Source organism: Streptomyces sp. NBC_01465 (assembly GCF_036227325.1).
Classification (GTDB): Bacteria; Actinomycetota; Actinomycetes; order Streptomycetales; family Streptomycetaceae; genus Streptomyces.
Genome location: NZ_CP109467.1, coordinates 556,980 through 575,412 on the forward strand (window position 1 = coordinate 556,980; position 18,433 = coordinate 575,412).

Sequence of the window (18,433 nt, forward strand, 5' to 3'; positions counted from 1 at the left end):
GTCAGGGCCGCACATTCCCCACCACACGCAGTGTTCACGAGGTCGCAACGCGTTCATGCGACCGCAATACGGCCGTAGGGTTTCCCCGTTGCCGAGCGGTCATCGCATTGGCATGCTGGCCCGATGCCCTCCACGCCATTGAGTGACCACGTCGAGGCCCTGCTCTCCGCCGAGGGTCCGCTGCCGATCGTCGCCGCGGGCGACCCCGTGCTGCGCCGCCCCACCGAGCCCCTGGACGGACAGCTCTCCGACGACCAGCTGGCCAGGCTGATCGAGGCGATGCGGATCACGATGCACGCGGCGCCCGGCGTGGGCCTGGCCGCACCGCAGATCGGCCTGCCGCTGCGCCTGGCGGTCATCGAGGACCCGGCGAACGTGGCGGACGACGTACGTACCGCACGCGGCCGCGTCCCTCAGCCGTTCCGGGTCCTGGTCAATCCGTCGTACGAGGCCGTGGGCGAGCGCCGGGCCGCCTTCTACGAGGGGTGCCTGAGCGTGCCCGGCTACCAGGCCGTGGTCGCCCGGCACGAGCGGGTGCGTCTGCGCGCCCTGGACGAGCTGGGGCGCACGGTGGACGAGGAGTTCGGCGGCTGGCCCGCGCGGATCGTCCAGCACGAGACGGACCATCTCGACGGCACGCTCTACCTGGACCGCGCCGAGCTGCGCTCCCTGTCGTCCACGCAGTCGCAGACGGCGCTGGAGCGCTGGGCGCAGCCGACTCCCCAACTGGCGGCGACCGAGCTGGGATTCACGCTGCCCGGAGCGCGCTGACCGTCAGGCGAACTCCGGCATGTCGCCCTTCGTCGACGAGACGTCGATGAACGAGAACACGGCGCCCTGCGGATCGGCGACCGTGGCCATCCGGCCGAAGGGGCTGTCCAGCGGCCCGAAGTAGACCTGCCCGCCGAGGCGTTGGACGGCCTCCACGGCCGCGTCGCAGTCCTCGACGACGAAGTACACGTTCACCCACGGCGGGGCCTTGTCCGGGAACTGGTCCGTCATCTTCAGCCGGCCCATCACCGGCGGCCCGCCGAGCTGCCACACGTCGAAGTCCACGTGCTCGTCGGCCATCTTCTCGACCTGGTACGGGAAGACCGACGTGAAGAACGCGTCGGCCTTCTCCGTGTCCCGGGTGGTGACCTCGGCCCAGCAGAACGCGCCGGGCTCGTTGACCTTCTCGAAGCCCTCGTGGGAGTCGGGCTGCCAGAGGCTGAAGTACACACCGCTGGGGTCCTGCACGGTGACCATGGTGCCGAAGTCGCCGACCTGCATCGGTTCCATCAGCAGGGTGCCGCCCGCGTTCTTGATCCGCTCGGCGGCCGCTGCGATGTCCGGCGTCGCCAGGTACAGGTTCCAGGCCGCCGGGACGTCTTCCATACCGGGCATCTGCGGCGACAGCGCGGCGACGTGCTTGCCGTCCGAGGTCTTGGCCTGCGTGTAGTTGCCGAACTCCTCGGAGCCCGGATCGTAGGACCAGCCGAGGAGCTCGGCGTAGAAGGCCTTCGCGGCCTCCAGGTCGGGGAACATGGCGTCGGCCCATACGGGCGCGCCCTCCGGTTGCACGGGCATTGCGCGACCCTTCCCTCGGATGCACCGGGCACGACGGGGCCCGGCGGTCGGGCTTCCACGCTAGGCGTGCGGGCCCTTGATCGCGATCTGTACGGAAAGTTGTGCCGCACTCCTTGACGCCGTGCCCCGCTGCCTCCACAGTGCTCGTTAATGCGCATTAGTAATGCGCATTAACGACGGTGTACGAGCAAGGGAGCAGCAGGCGTGGAACCACCGAGGAAGCGTGCGAAGCCCGGACGGAGCCCGGCACCGGCAGGCCGTACGGCACGGCCGCGGCAGGCCGAGGTGGCCCGGCTCGCGGGGGTCTCGCAGGCGACGGTGTCGCTGGTCCTCTCCGCCCGCGGCGACGGCAAGGGCCCGACGATCTCCGACGAGACCCGGCAGCGCGTCCTCGACGCGGCCCGCAGTCTCGGCTACGTCCCCGACCCGGCGGCCCGCAGACTCGCGGCAGCGCGCAACAACCTGCTCGGCGTCTTCAGCTTCACCGCGACGTTCCCGACGGACGTGCAGCACTCCTACTACCCGTTCCTGGTGGGCGTGGAGCAGGAGGCGGCCGCCCGCGGCTACGACCTGGTCCTCTTCACCGGATCGAGCAGCGGGGGTGCGGGCGCCGCCGGACCTGACGCGCTCAGCCGGGTGCGCCTCGCCGACGGCTGCCTCTTCCTCGGCCGCCATGTACCGCGCGCCGAGCTGAAGCGGCTCGTCGCCGACGGGTACCCGGTCGTGCACCTGGGCCGCCGCGAGGAGCTGGAGGGACTGGCCTGGGTCGGCGCCGACTATGTGAGCGCGAGCCGCGAGGTCGTCGCGCATCTGGCCGGGCTCGGGCACCGCAGGATCGCTCTCGTACGGGAGGACGACGACGCGCCCGCCTCGGCGGACCGCCAGCGCGGCTTCCTGGACGGGCTCGATGCGGCGGGGATCGGGGGCGGCCCGCAGGCGGTGCTCCGATGTGCTGATCCCGTACGGGAGTTGACGGCGGAGCGCGTGCGCGCGCTGGTCGCCGACGGGGTCACGGCGTTCGTGGCCGAGGAGACGGACACCGGGGCGGCCTGGCGGGCGCTGAACAGCGCCGTGCGGGAGGCGGGGCTCGACTGCCCGGGCGACATCTCGCTGGGGCTGCTCGGAAGCCCGCCCGCGGACCTCGCGGGTGAGCCGGTGCCGATGGGCTTCGACATTCCCCGGCACGAGCTGGGCGCCGCGGCCGTACGACTGCTCGCCGCGCTGGTGGCCGGCGAGGAGGCCGCGGAACCGCTGGTGGCGTGCGCGTTCCGGGGCGGGCAGACCGCAGGACCGGCCCGCTTGTAGGCACGCAGATCTCAACACGCAGGACAGGCAAGGCAGTTCAGGCACAACCACAAGGAGCAGAGTGATACCCGAACCGGACATCCTGATCGTCGGCGGCGGCCTCGGCGGAGTCGCCGCAGCGCTCGCCGCCTGTCGTGCGGGCCGGCGCGTCGTGCTGACGGAGGAGACCGACTGGATCGGCGGCCAGCTCACCGCGCAGGCGGTGCCGCCGGACGAGCACCCGTGGGTGGAGCAGTTCGGCACGACGGCGACGTACCGCGCACTGCGCGAGGGGATCCGGGCCCACTACCGGCAGTGGTACCCGATGCGGAGCGAGGCGCTCGGGCTCGCGGACCTCAACCCCGGCGCCGGGCGCGTCAGCAAGCTGTGCCACGAGCCGCGGGTCGCCCTCGCCGTCCTGGAGGCGATGCTCATGCCGCACCGGGCGTCCGGATTGCTGTCCGTACTGACCGAACACCGCGCCGTGTCCGCCGCGTCCGACAACGATGTCGTCACCGCCGTCACCCTGCGCGATCTGCGCAGCGGGGAACTGCGCACCTTCTGCGCGCCGTACGTCATCGACGCCACCGAGACGGGAGAACTCCTCGCCCTCGCCGACGTGGAACACGCCAACGGGGCGGAGGCACAAGGGGAGTTCGGGGAGCCGCACGCACCCGCCGAGGCGCAGCCGGACAACCAGCAGGGCATCACGGTCTGCTTCGCCCTCTCGCACCACGAGGGCGAGGACCACACCGTCGACCGCCCCGAGGACTACGCCTTCTGGCGCGCCTACCGCCCCGACTTCTGGCCGGGCCCGCTGCTCGGGTTCGAGGCGCCCGACCCGCGCTCCCTGGAGCCGGTCCCCCGGACCTTCGTACCCAACCCGGTGCTGGACCCCCTGGCCGTGAGCGCCGACCAGAGTGCGGACGCGGGCGACAAGGAACTGTGGGGGTTCCGGCGGATCCTGGCGCGCAAGATGCACCGCGAGGGCGCCTTCGACTCGGACATCACCCTCGTCAACTGGCCTTTGAACGACTACTGGTTGAAGCCGTACATCGGCCAGGAGACCGAGGCCCTGCGCGAGGCCCGCCAGCTGTCGCTCTCCGTTCTGTACTGGCTGCAGACCGAGGCCCCGCGGGCCGACGGCGGCACCGGCTTCCCGGGGCTGCGGATCCGGCCCGACGTCACCGGCACGCCGGACGGCCTGGCCAAGTCCGCGTACGTACGGGAGTCGCGGCGCATCAAGGCGGTGACGACCGTCGTCGAGCAGGACGTCGCGGCCGACGTCGTCGGCGCGTACGGCAGGACCCGCTACCGCGACGCGGTCGGTGTGGGCAGCTACCGGATCGATCTGCACCCCTCGACCGGCGGCGACTCGTACATCGACATCGGTTCGGTCCCGTTCGAGATCCCGCTCGGCGCGCTGGTGCCGCGCCGGGTCCGCAATCTGCTGCCGGCGGGCAAGAACATCGGCACCACCCACATCACCAACGGCTGCTACCGGCTGCACCCCGTGGAGTGGAACGTCGGCGAGGTCGCGGGGGCCCTCGCGGCGCACTGCCTCGCGGAAGGTCTGGAGCCGCAGCAGGTGCAGGCCGAGGACAAGCACGTCGAGGAGTTCGGGCGGGTCCTGGACCGGGCGGGTGTGCAGCGGCACTGGCCCGAGGTCCGGGGCTACTGAACCCACTGCGAGACCCGCACACGCACGTCAGCACACGTCAACGCAGGCAATTCACGCACGTCAACGCACAAGGAGGTGCCCTGACATGACCCCTGGCAGCCGCATCCGCGTCGGTATCGACGTGGGCGGCACATTCACGGACGCGGTGGCCGTAGACGCCGCGACGCTCGCCCTGGTGGGACAGGTGAAAGTGCCCACCAGCCACCACCACGAGGACGGCGTCGCCCACGGCATCGTCCTGGCGCTCGACCGGCTCCTCGAACAGGTCGGCCGCACCCCGGCCGATGTCACGTTCCTCGCCCACGGCACGACGCAGGCGACGAACGCACTGCTGGAGGGCGACGTCGCGACGGTCGGGCTGATCGGCATCGGCGACGGGCCCGCCGCGGTCCTCACCCGCCGCCTCGCCGCACTCGGCAAGCTCGAACTCACCCCGGGCAAGAGCCTTCCGCTGGCGTACGCGCATGTGGCCGACCCCTTCGACGCCGACGAGGTGCGGGCCGCAGTCTCCCGCGTACAGGCGGAGGGTGCCCAAGTCCTCGTCGCCACCGAGCCGTTCGGCGTCGACCGCCCCGAGGGCGAGCAGGCCGTGCTCGACGCGGCCCGCCCCTCGGGTCTGCCGCTGGCGGCGGCCCACGAGATCACCTCCCTCTACGGACTGCACAAGCGGACCCGTACCGCCGTGGTCAACGCGGCGATCCTGCCGCGGATGCTGGCGACGGCCGACCTCGTCGACGCGTCCATCACCAAGGCCGGGGTGACGGCGCCGCTGATGGTGATGCGCTGCGACGGCGGCGTCATGTCGCTGGACGAGATGCGCCGCCGGCCACTGCTGACGGTCCTCTCGGGACCGGCCGCCGGGGTGGCCGGCGCGCTGATGCAGGAACGCATCAGCGAAGGGGTTTTTCTCGAGACGGGCGGCACCTCGACGGACATCAGCGTGGTGCGGCGCGGCAAGGTGGCGGTGCGGCACGCGACGATCCTCGGCAGGACGTCGTACCTCAACGCCCTGGACGTACGGACCGTGGGCGTCGGCGGCGGCTCGATGGTGCGGGTCGCCGACGGACGGGTGGTCGGCGTCGGGCCGCGCAGCGCGCACATCGCCGGACTGCCGTACGCCTGCTTCGCCACGCCGGAGGATCTGCGCGACGCGCGGGTGGCGACGGTACGCCCGATGGACGGCGACCCCGACGACCACCTTGTGCTCGACGCGGCGGGCGGCCGGTTCGCCGTGACGATGACGTGCGCGGCGAACGCGCTCGGCCGGGTCCCGGAAGGCGACTTCGCACGCTCCGACCAGGAGGTGGCGCGGGCCGCGCTCGCACCCCTGGCGGCCTTCCTCTCCACGGACGTGGCCGGTGCGGCGCAGGCCGTGCTCGACGCGGGCATCGCGCAGGTGAAGACCGTCGTGGACACGATGCTCAAGGAGTACCGCATCGACCGGGACACGGCGGTGCTGGTGGGCGGGGGCGGCGGGGCCGCCGCGGTGACCCCGCATCTGGCCGCCGACACCGGCCTGGAAGGGCGGATCGCCCGCCACAGCGAGGTGATCAGCCCCATCGGTGTGGCGCTCGCGCTCGTCCGCGAGCAGGTCGAGCGGATCATCCCCGGGGCCACCCAGGAGCAGATCCTGGCCGTGCGCGCCGAGGCCGAGCGTGCGGTGGTCGCACAGGGTGCGGCGGCGGACGGCGTCGAGGTGGAGGTGACGGTCGACCCGCAGACCAGCACGGTGCGGGCCGTCGCCACCGGGGCGACGGAGCTGCGCACGCAGGACCGGGCGCACCGTACGGACGACGCGGAACGGCTGCGCACGGCCGCCGCGAGCCTGAAGGCGGACCAGTCGCGGGTCCGGGTGCTGGCCGGCACGGACGCGTACACCGTCTACGGGACCGAGGTGCGGCGCAGGCTGCGCGCGGACCGGCAGCCGGTGCGGGTCGTGGACGCGGACGGCGTCGTACGGCTCGGGGTGTCCGACGCGCGGGTGGAGGCGACGACGGTGGGCGCCGCCGGTGAGACGCTCGCGTCGCTGGTGCGGGACTCGACTTCGTACGGCGACGGCGGGGTGCGGGCGCCTGCCGTACGGCTTCTGGTCGGCGGGCGGATCGCGGATCTGTCCGGCGTGCTGGAACCGGACGCTCTGCTGGCGCTGGCCCGCAGCGAGCTGCGCTCGCGCGGCGCCGACGAGCCGGTGGTGGCGGTCGTGGAGTCCCGGGCATGAGCGCCGACCACGACCTGGACCTCGCCGTACGGCTGCTCGCGGGAACGCCCACGCACGAGGGACGCGACCCCCTGACGCTCCGTCAATGGGCCATCGCCGCCGAAGAGTTCGGCTCCCGTATGACTCCGGAAGAGACACCTGTCCGGGTCGTCGAGCGCGACGACGGGCTCGCCGCCGGACTGCTCGCGCGGTACCGGTCGCGGCCGCCGGTCGTCGAGCTGTACGTCGACACGGTCGCCCGCGCCGAGCAGCTCGTCGTCGAGCGCGGCTGGCGCCACTGGTACCCCGAAGGGTCGGTGCGGGCCGCGGCGCTCGCCCACGAGCAGGCGCACGCCTGGCTCCATCACGCCCACGTCCGGGCCGAGTTCAAACGGGCCCTCGGTCACACGGCGCTGCGCCTCGGCCGCCGTCGCGTGTACGCACACGTCGCGGGCGCCGACGAACTCGCGGCGCACGCCTACGCCCGCGCCGCCTGCGGCCTGGGCCGCAGTCCCCTACTGCTCACGGAGGCACTGGCCGCCGTCGCGTACCCCGAAAGCGAGAAGTGACCATGGGTGTCGTCATTCTGCTGGTCATGGCGGCCGGAGTCGCCGCCATGCTCAGCCGCAAACTTCCCACCGCGTTCGCGCTGGTGCTGCTCGCCGTCGTCATCGCGTTCGTCGCCGGCGCACCGTTGACCGGCAAGGACAGTGTGCTCGACACGGTGCTCCAGGAGGGTGCGCCCGCGCTGGCCGCGACGATGATCGCGATCCTGCTCGGCTCGTGGCTCGGCAAGCTCCTGGAGGAGACCGGCATCGCGGGAACCCTGGTCCGCAAGATCGTCGAATTCGGCGGCGACCGGCCGGTGTTCGTCGCACTCGGAGTCCTCGCGGTCTCCGCCCTCGTGGGTACGGTGACGGGCTCGGCTCCGGCGGCGATGCTCGCCGGGCTCATCGGGATCCCCGCGATGATCGCGGTGGGGATACCGAAGGTGACGGCCGCGGGCACGATCCTGATGGGCATCGCGGTGGGCATCCCCTTCGAGCTGCCGGTGTGGCAGTTCTTCTCCACGGCCCTGGAACTGCCCGTGGACACGGTGCGCGGCTTCATGGTCAAGCTGTTCCCGTTCGCACTGGTCGCGGCGGTCGCGTACGTCCTGGTGGAGTCGCGGCGCCGGGGTGTGGAGCACACGTGGTCGCTCAAGTCGGTCCAGGACAAGCCGGCTGCGCCCAGTCGCCGCAAGCTGCTCGGTGACGCACCGTGGTACGCCCTGCTGACGCCGGCCGTCCCGCTGATCCTGGCACTCGGCTTCGAACTGGCCATCATTCCCTCACTGTTGGCGGGTGTGCTGTACGCGCTCGTGACGACGACGCGCCCGCGCGACATGAACCGGCGGCTGCTGCGCACCCTGTACGGCGGCTTCGAGGTGGCGGCCCCGCCCATCACCCTGTTCGTGGCGATCGGCATCCTGCTCGCCGCGGTGAAACTGCCCGGCGCGGTCGACGCGCTGGAGCCGCTGGTCAAGGCGGTCAGCCCGCAGAACCCGATCCTGTTCGTCCTGGTCTTCACGGTGCTGGTGCCGCTCTGCCTGTACCGGGGTCCGCTCAACGCGTTCGGCCTCGGGGCCGGCATCGCGGGGGTCCTCATCGCCACCGGCATCTACCCGGCCGCCGCCGTGCTCGGCATGGCCACCTCGTACAACCAGGTCTTCGGTGTCGCCGACCCGACCAGCACCCAGACGGTGTGGAGCGCCCAGTACGCGGGGGTCTCACCGCAGCAGGTGATGGTCAGGACGCTGCCCTACGTCTGGGTGGTGGCGCTCGGCGGGCTGTGCGTCACCGCCGCCTCGTACCTCTGAAACGCCTCTCGCATCAACCGACTTGAGGAGCCGATCGTGCAAGAGCCGCAGTCAGGACCCGACCGCCGTACATTCCTGCGCACCACCGCCGCCACCGGCGCCGCGCTCGCCCTCGGCGGCTGGCAGGCGCAGTCCGCGTCGGCCGCGCCGGGCGGTTTCCCCGACTACACCTACGTCCGCACCCTGCTGACGCCGTCCCAGCTGAAGTACAACCCCACGGGCGAGATCATCTTCCCGACGGTGCGCGGGGTGTACGACAAGCTGGCGTCTCCGCTGGGCCGTTACTACCTCTACTACGCACCGCACGACGCACCGGGCGGCATCTGCCTCGCGTACGGCGACTCGCTGGAGGGCCCGTTCACGGAGTACCCGGCGAACCCGATCGTGGCCAACAAGTGGGACCCGCACTACTCGGTCAGCCATGTCTCGTCGCCGCACGTGCTGTGGAACGAGGACGTCAAGGAGTTCTGGCTGTACTTCCACGGCGAGAACACCACGACACGCCTGGCCCGGTCGAAGGACGGTGTCCACTTCACCTACGACAAGGTCGTCCTCTCGACCTCGATGATGCCGGCGGGCACGACCGAGACGTCGTACGCCCGGGTCTTCCGCCACGATCTGCCGGCGCGCGGGGCGCGCTACGTGATGCTGTTCATGCTCAACAACACCACCAACCACCGTGACATCTGCTGGGGTTGGTCCGCCGACGCCCGGACCTGGACCTTCGACCAGACACCGCTGGTGCGCCACACGGACGTCGGCGCGGTGAACGTCGGAGGCCCGCACCTGCTCACCCGGAACGGCTCCGCGTACGTCGTCTACAACAAGGACAAGGAGAGCGGCGGCGACCTCATGATCACCGAGGTGGGGACGGACTTCTCGCTCCGCAACCATCTCGGCGTCTTCTACGACTCGCACTCCTCGGCCCCGGAGAACGGGCGGTCGGCCGCACCGTCGTTCGGCACGGCCGGGAGTGTGCCGTACATGGTCTACGAGGCGGGCGAGCGGCTGGCGGGAGCCATCGCGGTGGCCCGCGGCTAGAGCAGAAGCCGCCCAGCGCGCCTGCCGTCTCCGACCTCGTCGTATCGATGGCGGAGTCCAACCCGCCCCGATACGTTGAGCGTTGACGCGCAGGCGCGCTTGCTTCTCACCAGGAGAGACCACCGTGACCGCAGATGCTCCGTCCGAGTCCGGCAGCAGGCCCGACCCCGCCATCGACATCACCGTTCCGCACTCCCCCCGCATCTGGAACTACTGGCTGGGCGGCAAGGACAACTACGCGGTCGACCGCGAGGCCGGCGATCAGTTCGTCGAGATCTACCCGGACATCGTCCCCATCGCCCGTCACTCCCGGGCCTTCCTCAGCCGCGCGGTGACGCACCTCGCGGGCGAGGCCGGGATCCGTCAGTTCCTGGACATCGGCACCGGCCTGCCCACGCTCGACAACACGCACCAGGTCGCCCAGCGTGCGGCCGCCGACGCGCACATCGTGTACGTCGACAACGACCCTGTCGTACTGGCGCACGCCCGCGCGCTGCTGACGTCGAGCCCGGAGGGGGCGACCCACTACATCGACGCCGACCTGCGTGATCCGGAGCGGATCTTCGAAGGCGCGGGCAAGCTCCTGGACTTCGAGCAGCCGGTCGCGCTGATCCTGCTCAACATCCTGGGCCACGTGGAGGACACCGAGGAGGCCGTGTCCATCGTCACGCGCCTGATGAACGCCCTTCCCTCGGGCAGCTATCTGGTCACGGCGGACGGCACGAACGTCGTCACCGGCAAGGCCTTCGAGGACGCCATCGCGATCTGGAACGAGGTCGGCCGCCCGACGTACCACCTGCGCACCCCCGAGCAGATCGCACGCTTCCACAGCGGTCTCGAACTGCTGGATCCCGGCATCGTGTCGTGTTCACGCTGGCGTCCGCAGGAGAACCCGTTCGGGGAGCCCGCGCAGGTCGACGAATTCTGCGCGGTGGGCCGCAAGCCCTGAGCCGGGGACGTCCTACGTCGGAAAGCGCGACAGAAAGCGCGCCGGGTGCGCGGCCACCAGCCGCGGCTCGCTGCTTCCGGTGAAGACTTCCACCAGCAGCATCAGCCGTTCGCCGACGGCCGCGGCCATGCCCGCGCCGGATCCGGCGGCGGTGAACGCCGCCCACACCGCTTTGCCGTACGGTCCCGGGACCGTCCACCCCCATGCGTCACTGGCCGCTTCGACGATCCGCAGACCGTTGCCCTCCTGGCCGGTGGAGAGCAGGGGGCCCTGTGTTCCCGGATCGAAGACCGCGACCAGCACGTCGGGGCCCTCCCGGACCAGGCTGACCACCACCGGATGAGGAAAGGCCGACCGGATCCCCTGGGGCAGTCCATGGCCCAGTGCATTGGCGACCAGCTCGCCGACCGCGACCTGGACCCGTGTCGACAGCTCGCCGCGCCCCCAGAGATCCAGTGTCTCCCCGATGAAGTCCCGGGCCGCCTCCTCGGCGCCCACGCCGAAGTCCAGCACCTGCCAGGCGGAGTTGCTCGTCCCCCCGCCGTCCGGGATGGATTCCTCGGTCCGGTCAGCCGTCTCTACCACCTGAACTCCCTTATACGTACGCGACATTGGAGGAACAGGCCCTTATCCCCATCCTGATGGTGTGAACTTACATCTGCAAGCACATCCGCAAGAACGGCCGTAAGCACATCTGCACGTGCAGATGCACGTACACACCCGGAGAGAGCATGCGATCCCAGCAGGACTTCGTCGAGGAATATGACAACGGCACTCCCGCCATGCGCATTCACGGAGTCAGCTGGCGCAAGAGCGGCCGCAGCAATCCCAATGGGGAGTGCGTCGAGGTGGCGGACCTGCCCGACGGCCGGGTCGCGATGCGCAACTCCCGCTTTCCCACAGGCCCGGCGCTCGTCTACACCAGGGCCGAGATTTCCGCCTTCATACAAGGGGCCAAGGACGGCGAATTCGACGATCTGGCCCACCCCGCGGGCTGACCCCGTTCCGCTGTACAGGGAGCGCGCGCCGGTGCGACACTGAGCCGCCGGGCGACCGTGTCACGGCGGGGAGTGAGGCGGCACAATGTCCCCCGAAGCAGAGGGAGTTCCCTCGGTCGGACCTTCCCTGGCCGGGCGGCGGGGCGGTCCGACGGTGCTGCGCATCGTGCTGGGCACCCAGCTGCGCCGCTTGCGCGAGGGCCGGGGCATCAGCCGCGAGGAGGCCGGGGACTCGATCCGCGCGTCGCACGCCAAGATCAGCCGCCTCGAACTGGGCCGGGTGGCGCAGAAGGAACGTGACGTCGCCGATCTGCTGACCCTCTACGGCGTCCTGGAGCCGGAGGAGCGCGACGGCTATCTGGAGCTGGCCCGCCGAGCCGGAACCCCCGGCTGGTGGCAGCAGTACAGCGATGTGATGCCCAGCTGGCTGGAGACGATCCTCGGTCTGGAGGAGGCGGCCTCCGTCATCCGCAGCTACCAGGTGCAGTTCGTCCCCGGCCTGCTCCAGACGCCCGACTACGCCACGGCCGTGACCAGCCTCGGCACCGCCCAGGGCTCGGCACGCGAGATCCAGCGCAAGGTCGAACTGCGCCTGCGGCGCCAGAAGTTGGTCACCCGCGCCGACGCGCCCCAGCTGTGGTTCGTCCTGGACGAGTCCGTGCTGCGGCGCCCGATGGGCGGCCGCCCGGCGATGCGGGCGCAGCTCAAGCTTCTGATCAAGGTGTCGGCGCTGCCCAACGTCACCGTGCAGGTCGCGCCGTTCGACAGCGGCGGACCGGCCGCGGCCGGCGGACCGATAACGATCCTGCGCTTCCAGGAGCCCGATCTCCCGGACATCGTCTATCTGGAACAGCTCACCAGCGCCCTGTACCTGGACAAGCGTGCCGACGTCGAGAACTACATGCAGGTGATGGATCGTCTCTGCGCCGCGGCCGAGGACAACGAGGACAGCCTCTGGCACCTGGAGCGCATCCTCGCGTCGTACTGAGCCGCCTGAGCCGCAGACCGGAAGCGGGCCCCCGGAATGCTCTCCGGGGGCTCGCTCCGGTCAAGCCGCGCCCCGCGCCGGCGGCCCGCCCACCACCGTGAGCAGGTCCACGACGAAGATCAGTGTCGAGCCCGGCGGGATGAGCGGAGAGGGCGACTGCCTGCCGTAGCCAAGACGCGGGGGAACGATGATCTCGCGCCGGCCACCGACCTTCATTCCCCTCACCCCCCGGTCCAAGCCCTTGATGACCCTGCCCCCGCCCACAGCGAACTTGAACGGCTGCCCCCGCTCCCAGGAGGAGTCGAACTCCTTCCCGGACGCGAACGTGACCCCGACATAGTGAACCTGGACGACCCGGCCCGGCTGCGCCTCGGGCCCCTCCCCCACCACGAGGTCCCGGACCGTCAGCTCGGTGGGCGCGGCACCTTCCGGGACCTCGATGCGGGGCTTCGTCGGTTCGCTCATCACGGTCCTGTCGTTCGCCACCGGAAACCCTCGCACGGGCCGACCGGACACATGGACGTTCCATGCGGCAGACGGTCACCGTACCGGCGATGCCCATGCGCCGTGGCCTCACGTCCCGTCGACGCGGCGGCCCGGGAGGAGGAGCGCTGCTGCCAGGCCGGCCAGGGCCAGCGCTGCGGCGACGGCCATGGCGGCCGGATATCCGTCGGCGAAGGCGCGCGCGGAGGTGGTGGCGCCGGTCGTGGCGAAGGCGGCGGCGACCACGGCCACGCCGAAGGCGCCGCCGAGTTGGCGCATGGTGGTGAAGGTGCCGGAGGCCCGGCCCAGGTCGGCGCGGGCGACGGTACTGGTGACCGCGCGGGTGGCGGCGGGGATCGCCGTCGCGAGGCCCACTCCGGAGGATCAGTGGGGCGAGCAGCGCGCGATAGCCTGGGAGGTCTCCGGACGTGGCCAGGGCGATCCACGCGAATCCCACTGCCTGAAGCCCCAACCCGCCTGCCACCAGCGGTCGTTCACCTATCCGGTCGGCCAGCGCCCCGGCGGCCGGGGCGAGCAGGAACGGGGCCGCACCCCACGGCAGCAGCCGCAGCCCGGCGTCGAACGCGCTCAGCCCGAGGCCGGTCTGGAGGTACTGGGCGGTGAAGAAGATGGCCCCGGTCAGCGCCGCGTTGAGGCAGAAGACCGCCACGCTGCCCGCGCTGAACGCCCGGGAGCGGAACAGCCGGGGTGGCAGCATCGGCGCGGGCGCGCGCCGCTCCCGTACGGCGAAGCCTGCCAGGGCCAGGAGCCCGGCGGTCAGGGTGCCCAGGGCCTCTGCGGTGGCCCAGCCGACCTCGTTGCCGCGAATCAGGCACCAGACGACGCCGAGGACTCCGGCGGCGAGCAGCAGCTGACCGGGAAGGTCGAGGCGGGGGCGGGGAGCAGCGAGGCCGTCGGGGATGCGCGCGAGGACCAGCGGGATCGCTACCGCTGCGACCGGCACGTTCAGCCAGAAGATCCATTCCCAGCCCGGGCCGGACGCGAGGGCCCCGCCGACCACCGGCCCGAGCAGGGCCGCGCCCATGCCCTGCACGGCCCGGGCCGTGATCAGTATCCCGGTGGAGGGTGCCAGGGCACAGGCCGCCGACCGAGGCCGCCGAGGTGCTGGAATGCAGCCCCGACGCAATTGCCGGAGCACTGAAACGGGCCCGTGCGGTCCTCGTGGAACGCCGCGGGGAAACGGGCCGCGACGATCCCCCGCCCCCCGGCTCAGTGCGGGAACGGGAGTTGGTGGCCGCCTTCGTCACGGCCTACGAAAGCGGGGACGTACCGTCCCTGGTGACGCTGCTGAGCGAGAACGTCCTGATCACCATGCCGCCGCTGCCGCTGGAGTACCGGGGCACCCGGGACGCCGAACGCTTCCTGTCGGTGGCCTGCCCCCACCCCGCGGGACGCACCGTACGCCTGGTGCCCGTCCGGGCCAACGGCCAGCCCGCCTTCGGTCTCTATGTGCGGGACACCCGAACGCCGCTGCTGAAGGCGTACGGCCTCCTCGTACTGACCCTGTCCGGCGACCGCATCAGCGCTCTCACCCGATTCACGGACAACAGCACCCACCCCCACCACGGCCTGCCCCGTACCCTCCCCGAGTCCTAGTTCTTGGGGAGCTTGGCGGCCGTGTCGAAGTAGAAGGCGTCGATGCTGCGGACAGCCTCCTCGAAGTCCTCGAGGTTCACCGGCTTGGTGACATAGGCGTTCGCGTGCCGGCGGTAGGCGTCGGTGACGTCGTCCGGAGCCGCCGACGTCGTCAGGACCACCACGGGAATCGCCCTGAGGTCGGCGTCGTCCTTGAGGATGGCCAGCAGCTCACGGCCGTTCATCCGCGGCATGTTCAGGTCCAGGACGATGAGATCCGGCTGCGCGTGGGCGGGATCGCGCAGATACTCCAGGGCTGCGATGCCGTCCTCGACCTGAGTGAGGTTGCGGGCAGCACCACGTTCGGCCAAGGCGCCCCGGATGAGCATGACATCCGCCGGATCGTCCTCGACCAGCAGGAGGTCGTACGGGCCAGCAGCGGCGATCATGTCTGTGTGCTCCGGGAAACGAGGGTGGTGTACGGACCGGCGCTGTCATTCACCAGGCCCGGCCAGCGACGGCGTGCGCCCTGTCGGCTCAGGCGGGATGCGGCACCGATCTGTGGATAGCCCGCACCGGCTTCGGCGGCCTCCCGAGCGGCCGCGCACTCCAACTCCTTGACCGCGTTCTCAAGATGGGCCAGAACGCGCAGGCGCCGCAGCGCCGGTCGGCTCTCACCGCCCTGCCGGCCGCCTGGTTCCGGCGGATACGCGAGGTGCGGCTCGAGGCCGCCCACGAGCTCGTCGAGCGCTTGTACGGCGAGCACCGCGAGAGGATCCTCACCTCCTGGCGGGGTGACGTCGGCTTCAGGCATGTTCCCACCGTATAAGGGGCGATCCGTGTGGACAACAGCTGTTGTCCACAGGCGTACAGTATCGTCGCCGCGACGGCTCTCTGTGCGGCTGATGGCGCATGAAAGGGCTGGGGACGCATGCGAGTTGGCACTGCCGCGCGTGAGCGGCCGGTGATATCCCGCTGGACGACACGGCGTTGGCTGCTCAGTGGGGTCGCGGTCGTGGCCGTCGTCCTCGTCACGCTGGGATCGCTGGGCATGTGGGCGCTGGCCAGGACGTCCCAACTCACCGATCAGGTGGTGCAGTTCCGCTCCCCCGCCTTGATCAGCGCGGTCCGTCTGGAGACGGCCCTCGTCAACCAGGAGACAGGCGTGCGGGGGTACGGCCTGTCCGGCCGCCGCGAGTTCCTCCAGCCCTACACACAGGGCCTGTCGACGGAGAAGATCGCGACCGACTCGCTCACCGGTCTGCTCCAGGGCGACAAAACCGCCCGCGAGGACCTGATCGTCGTGCGGGCGAAGGTGGCCGCCTGGCAGAGCCGGGTGGCCCGCCCCGTGGCCGAGGCGTCTCCCGGCGATGCCGTCGCGCTCTCGGCCCGGCGGACGGACGACGGCAAGCGCCTCTTCGACGACGTGCGAGCGGCGCTCACCGCGCAGCAGGACCATCTCCGTTCGGCTCGCGCACAGGCCGGGGAGGACCTCGATCGGGCGCAGCGCCTGCGCACGATCGTCTTCACCGCCATCGCCCTGGTCATCGTCGTGGTGACCGTCGTCATCTTCGACGCCCTGCGCAGAGGTGTCACGGCGCCCCTGGACCGCATCGGGGCAGCCGCACGGGAGATCGGACGCGGCCGGTTCGGCCACGCGGTGCCCGCGAGCGGACCCGCCGACCTCCATCAGCTCGCCACCGACGTCGAGACGATGCGCCTGAGGCTCGTACACGAACTGGAACAGAGCGAACTGGCACGGGAACTCCTGGACCAACAGGCCGAAGAACTGCGCCGCTCCAACGCCGAACTGGAGCAGTTCGCCTACGTCGCGTCCCACGACCTGCAGGAGCCCCTGCGAAAGATCTCGAGCTTCACACAGCTGCTGCAACGGCGCTACGGCGACCAGTTGGACGAGCGGGCGGACCAGTACATCGCCTTCGCGGTGGACGGCGCCAACCGCATGCAGATCCTCATCAACGACCTGCTGGCCTTCTCCCGGGTCGGCCGGATGCAGATCGAACCGTCGCAAGTGGACCTGGAACACAGTCTTGCGCAGGCGCTCGATTCGCTGAGCGTGCTGGTCGAAGAGACAGGAGCCACCGTCGAACACGACCCGCTGCCGGTCGTGGTCGGCGAGCCCCAACAGCTCGGACTCCTGTGGCAGAACCTGCTCTCCAACGCCCTCAAGTTCCGCGCCCCCGACCGCCCTCCGCACATCCGGATCAGTGTCCGCCGGCAGGGAGAGGACTGGCATTTCACGGTCCGCGACAACGGCATAGGCATCGCCCCGGAGTTCCGCGAGAAGGTCTTCGTCATCTTCCAGCGGCTGCACACCCGGGACGCCTACCCGGGAACGGGAATCGGACTGGCCATGTGCAAGAAGACAGTCGAGTACCACGGGGGCACGATCGACATCGAGCCCGTCGACGGCGACGGCACGGCCGTCTGCTTCACCCTTCCCCTTCAGCCTCCCGCGGAAGCGGTCGACAACGGAGCACCCGAACCGAGATGACAGCGCTCACCGGGATCACGTCGCAGTACCGGATCCTTCTCGTCGAGGACGACGAGGGCGACGCACTCCTCGTCGAAGAGCTCCTGGTCGACACCGTCCTCGACCATGCCCTGGTGCACTGCCGCACGCTTGCCGAGGCGCGGAGCAAGCTCGCCGAGCAGCCCGCCGACTGCGTCCTGCTCGACCTGCACCTGCCCGACGCGGCCGGGCTCACTGCCGTCGAAGCCACCCTCCGGGCAGCACCCGACGCGGCAGTGATCGTCCTCACCGGCCTCGCCGAGTCCCGGGCCGGCGTGGAGGCGCTCGCCGCCGGCGCCCAGGACTACCTGGTCAAAGGCAAGGTGGACCCCGACCTGCTCCAGCGCGCCGTGCGCTACGCCGTGCACCGCAAGCAGGCCGAGCTCGCCAACGCCGGCCTCCGCGCCGACAGGCTGCGGGCCGAGGAGAACGCCCGCCTGGAGCGCGGTCTGCTGCCGCAGCCGATGCTGGACTCCGAACAGATCCAGGCGACCAGCCGCTACTTTCCGGGGCGGGAACAAGCCCTGCTCGGCGGCGACTTCCTCGACGTCGTACAGACTTCCGACGGTCTCGTACACGCCATCATCGGCGACGTCAGCGGCCACGGACCCGACGCCGCCGCGCTCGGCGTGTGCCTTCGTATCGCCTGGCGCTCCCTCACCCTGGGCGGGCACCGCGGCATGGACCTCCTGCGCCTCCTGGAGCACATGCACGTGGCGGAGCGGAGCTCGTCGGACCTGTTCACGACCTGCTCCCTCCTCACCCTCGACCACGCCGCCGCCACGGCCACCGTGCACCTGGCAGGCCATCACGCCCCCTTGCTCACCACCGGCGGACGCACCGTGGAACTCACCGCGGGTCATGGAGTGGCCCTGGGGCTCGCCCCCGGGGTGTGCACCTGGTCCCCCACACACGTCCCGCTCCCCCCGTCCGGGAGCCTCACCCTCTACACGGACGGACTGGTGGAGGGCCACAACGACGACGCGCACGAACGCCTGGGTGTCGAAGGGCTGTTGGCCATCTTCGACACCTGCAAGGACACCGACGCCGGCGCACACCTCGACCAGGTCATCGCCGAGGTACGACGACGCAACGCCGGACGCCACTCGGACGATCTCGCCGTACTGCGCCTGGACTGGGCCGACTTCCCCGCCGTCCCCCGCCAGCGCTCCCGCGCCCCGTTTCCCTTCACACCCGTACGGCCGAGTTAGTCCCCCGCCAACGCGGGCAGGAGCACGGTTCACCGGAGAAGGACT

19 protein-coding genes and 1 pseudogene are annotated in these 18,433 nt (G+C 70.9%); 13 read left to right on the plus strand and 7 right to left on the minus strand.

The window, feature by feature from the left end:
* Nucleotides 1-123 precede the first annotated feature (123 nt).
* Nucleotides 124-771: a peptide deformylase gene (gene def / locus OG707_RS02395; protein ID WP_329113797.1), complete on the plus strand. Its 648-nt coding sequence runs from the start codon at nt 124-126 to the stop codon at nt 769-771.
* A 3-nt stretch (nt 772-774) separates the two neighbouring features.
* Here the strand turns inward: def and OG707_RS02400 are convergent, their stop codons facing one another.
* The gene (locus tag OG707_RS02400) at nt 775-1,569 is read right to left on the minus strand and encodes a VOC family protein (RefSeq protein ID WP_329113799.1); all 795 of its coding nucleotides are present in this window, start codon (nt 1,567-1,569) and stop codon (nt 775-777) included.
* A 204-nt stretch (nt 1,570-1,773) separates the two neighbouring features.
* Here OG707_RS02400 and OG707_RS02405 point away from each other — a divergent pair, with 204 nt between their 5' ends.
* The 7 genes from OG707_RS02405 (at nt 1,774) to OG707_RS02435 (ending at nt 10,579) form a co-directional block, all read left to right on the plus strand.
* A complete protein-coding gene (locus OG707_RS02405) occupies nt 1,774-2,874 on the plus strand; it encodes a LacI family DNA-binding transcriptional regulator (protein WP_329113801.1) in 1,101 nt (366 codons plus the stop codon).
* A gap of 61 nt (nt 2,875-2,935) precedes the next feature.
* Complete coding sequence (locus OG707_RS02410) at nt 2,936-4,534, plus strand: FAD-dependent oxidoreductase (RefSeq protein WP_329113802.1); 1,599 nt, start codon at nt 2,936-2,938, stop codon at nt 4,532-4,534.
* An 85-nt stretch (nt 4,535-4,619) separates the two neighbouring features.
* A complete protein-coding gene (locus tag OG707_RS02415) occupies nt 4,620-6,752 on the plus strand; it encodes a hydantoinase/oxoprolinase family protein (RefSeq protein ID WP_329113804.1) in 2,133 nt (710 codons plus the stop codon).
* Entirely contained in the window at nt 6,749-7,300 is a 552-nt protein-coding gene (locus tag OG707_RS02420) for a hypothetical protein (RefSeq protein WP_329113806.1), read from the plus strand. Before OG707_RS02415 ends, OG707_RS02420 begins: the two co-directional genes overlap by 4 nt.
* 2 nt (nt 7,301-7,302) lie before the next feature.
* Nucleotides 7,303-8,589, plus strand: a complete 1,287-nt coding sequence (locus OG707_RS02425; protein ID WP_329113807.1) for a transporter — start codon at nt 7,303-7,305, stop codon at nt 8,587-8,589.
* A gap of 36 nt (nt 8,590-8,625) precedes the next feature.
* Nucleotides 8,626-9,630, plus strand: a complete 1,005-nt coding sequence (locus tag OG707_RS02430; protein WP_329113808.1) for a twin-arginine translocation signal domain-containing protein — start codon at nt 8,626-8,628, stop codon at nt 9,628-9,630.
* A gap of 124 nt (nt 9,631-9,754) precedes the next feature.
* Nucleotides 9,755-10,579, plus strand: coding sequence for an SAM-dependent methyltransferase (locus tag OG707_RS02435; RefSeq protein WP_329113810.1), 825 nt, complete (start codon nt 9,755-9,757; stop codon nt 10,577-10,579).
* A 12-nt stretch (nt 10,580-10,591) separates the two neighbouring features.
* Here OG707_RS02435 and OG707_RS02440 read toward each other — a convergent pair whose 3' ends face one another.
* Nucleotides 10,592-11,164 carry an ATP-binding protein gene (locus OG707_RS02440; RefSeq protein WP_329113812.1) on the minus strand — a complete coding sequence of 191 codons (573 nt, stop codon included), beginning with the start codon at nt 11,162-11,164 and terminating at the stop codon, nt 10,592-10,594.
* A gap of 146 nt (nt 11,165-11,310) precedes the next feature.
* Here OG707_RS02440 and OG707_RS02445 point away from each other — a divergent pair, with 146 nt between their 5' ends.
* Entirely contained in the window at nt 11,311-11,577 is a 267-nt protein-coding gene (locus tag OG707_RS02445; RefSeq protein ID WP_329113813.1) for a DUF397 domain-containing protein, read from the plus strand.
* An 85-nt stretch (nt 11,578-11,662) separates the two neighbouring features.
* Entirely contained in the window at nt 11,663-12,565 is a 903-nt protein-coding gene (locus OG707_RS02450) for a helix-turn-helix domain-containing protein (protein ID WP_329113814.1), read from the plus strand.
* 60 nt (nt 12,566-12,625) lie between these two features.
* Here the strand turns inward: OG707_RS02450 and OG707_RS02455 are convergent, their stop codons facing one another.
* The 3 genes and pseudogenes from OG707_RS02455 to OG707_RS42405 all read right to left on the minus strand — a co-directional run.
* Complete coding sequence (locus OG707_RS02455) at nt 12,626-13,030, minus strand: FKBP-type peptidyl-prolyl cis-trans isomerase (RefSeq protein ID WP_329113815.1); 405 nt, start codon at nt 13,028-13,030, stop codon at nt 12,626-12,628.
* A 108-nt stretch (nt 13,031-13,138) separates the two neighbouring features.
* Nucleotides 13,139-13,423, minus strand: coding sequence for a hypothetical protein (locus OG707_RS02460; protein ID WP_329113817.1), 285 nt, complete (start codon nt 13,421-13,423; stop codon nt 13,139-13,141).
* 100 nt (nt 13,424-13,523) lie between these two features.
* Nucleotides 13,524-14,093, minus strand: a pseudogene (locus OG707_RS42405) (MFS transporter); the annotation flags it as partial.
* 206 nt (nt 14,094-14,299) lie between these two features.
* Here OG707_RS42405 and OG707_RS02470 point away from each other — a divergent pair.
* A complete protein-coding gene (locus tag OG707_RS02470; RefSeq protein WP_329113821.1) occupies nt 14,300-14,665 on the plus strand; it encodes a hypothetical protein in 366 nt (121 codons plus the stop codon).
* On the opposite strand, the gene OG707_RS02475 is transcribed toward OG707_RS02470, so the two are convergent.
* Complete coding sequence (locus OG707_RS02475; RefSeq protein WP_329113822.1) at nt 14,662-15,093, minus strand: response regulator; 432 nt, start codon at nt 15,091-15,093, stop codon at nt 14,662-14,664. The genes OG707_RS02470 and OG707_RS02475 overlap by 4 nt on opposite strands.
* Nucleotides 15,090-15,458, minus strand: a complete 369-nt coding sequence (locus tag OG707_RS02480) for a hypothetical protein (protein ID WP_329113824.1) — start codon at nt 15,456-15,458, stop codon at nt 15,090-15,092. Before OG707_RS02480 ends, OG707_RS02475 begins: the two co-directional genes overlap by 4 nt.
* Before the next feature lie 117 nt (nt 15,459-15,575).
* Between OG707_RS02480 and OG707_RS02485 the strand changes: the two genes are divergently transcribed.
* Both OG707_RS02485 and OG707_RS02490 read left to right on the plus strand, forming a co-directional pair.
* On the plus strand, nt 15,576-17,159 hold the full coding sequence (locus tag OG707_RS02485; RefSeq protein ID WP_329113826.1) for a sensor histidine kinase: 1,584 nt from the start codon (nt 15,576-15,578) through the stop codon (nt 17,157-17,159).
* Nucleotides 17,156-18,388, plus strand: coding sequence for a PP2C family protein-serine/threonine phosphatase (locus tag OG707_RS02490; RefSeq protein WP_329113828.1), 1,233 nt, complete (start codon nt 17,156-17,158; stop codon nt 18,386-18,388). Before OG707_RS02485 ends, OG707_RS02490 begins: the two co-directional genes overlap by 4 nt.
* The last annotated feature ends 45 nt before the right edge of the window (nt 18,389-18,433 follow it).

What these genes read in the sequence shown, in the direction of transcription:
- OG707_RS02420 (WP_329113806.1), top strand. Translation starts at nt 6,749, where the DNA reads ATGAGCGCCGACCACGACCTGGACCTCGCCGTACGGCTGCTCGCGGGA.
- OG707_RS02475 (WP_329113822.1), bottom strand. Translation starts at nt 15,093, where the DNA reads ATGATCGCCGCTGCTGGCCCGTACGACCTCCTGCTGGTCGAGGACGAT.
- OG707_RS02455 (WP_329113815.1), bottom strand. Translation starts at nt 13,030, where the DNA reads ATGAGCGAACCGACGAAGCCCCGCATCGAGGTCCCGGAAGGTGCCGCG.
- OG707_RS02480 (WP_329113824.1), bottom strand. Translation starts at nt 15,458, where the DNA reads ATGCCTGAAGCCGACGTCACCCCGCCAGGAGGTGAGGATCCTCTCGCG.
- OG707_RS02415 (WP_329113804.1), top strand. Translation starts at nt 4,620, where the DNA reads ATGACCCCTGGCAGCCGCATCCGCGTCGGTATCGACGTGGGCGGCACA.
- def (WP_329113797.1), top strand. Translation starts at nt 124, where the DNA reads ATGCCCTCCACGCCATTGAGTGACCACGTCGAGGCCCTGCTCTCCGCC.
- OG707_RS02400 (WP_329113799.1), bottom strand. Translation starts at nt 1,569, where the DNA reads ATGCCCGTGCAACCGGAGGGCGCGCCCGTATGGGCCGACGCCATGTTC.
- OG707_RS02485 (WP_329113826.1), top strand. Translation starts at nt 15,576, where the DNA reads ATGCGAGTTGGCACTGCCGCGCGTGAGCGGCCGGTGATATCCCGCTGG.
- OG707_RS02490 (WP_329113828.1), top strand. Translation starts at nt 17,156, where the DNA reads ATGACAGCGCTCACCGGGATCACGTCGCAGTACCGGATCCTTCTCGTC.
- OG707_RS02450 (WP_329113814.1), top strand. Translation starts at nt 11,663, where the DNA reads ATGTCCCCCGAAGCAGAGGGAGTTCCCTCGGTCGGACCTTCCCTGGCC.
- OG707_RS02425 (WP_329113807.1), top strand. Translation starts at nt 7,303, where the DNA reads ATGGGTGTCGTCATTCTGCTGGTCATGGCGGCCGGAGTCGCCGCCATG.
- OG707_RS02445 (WP_329113813.1), top strand. Translation starts at nt 11,311, where the DNA reads ATGCGATCCCAGCAGGACTTCGTCGAGGAATATGACAACGGCACTCCC.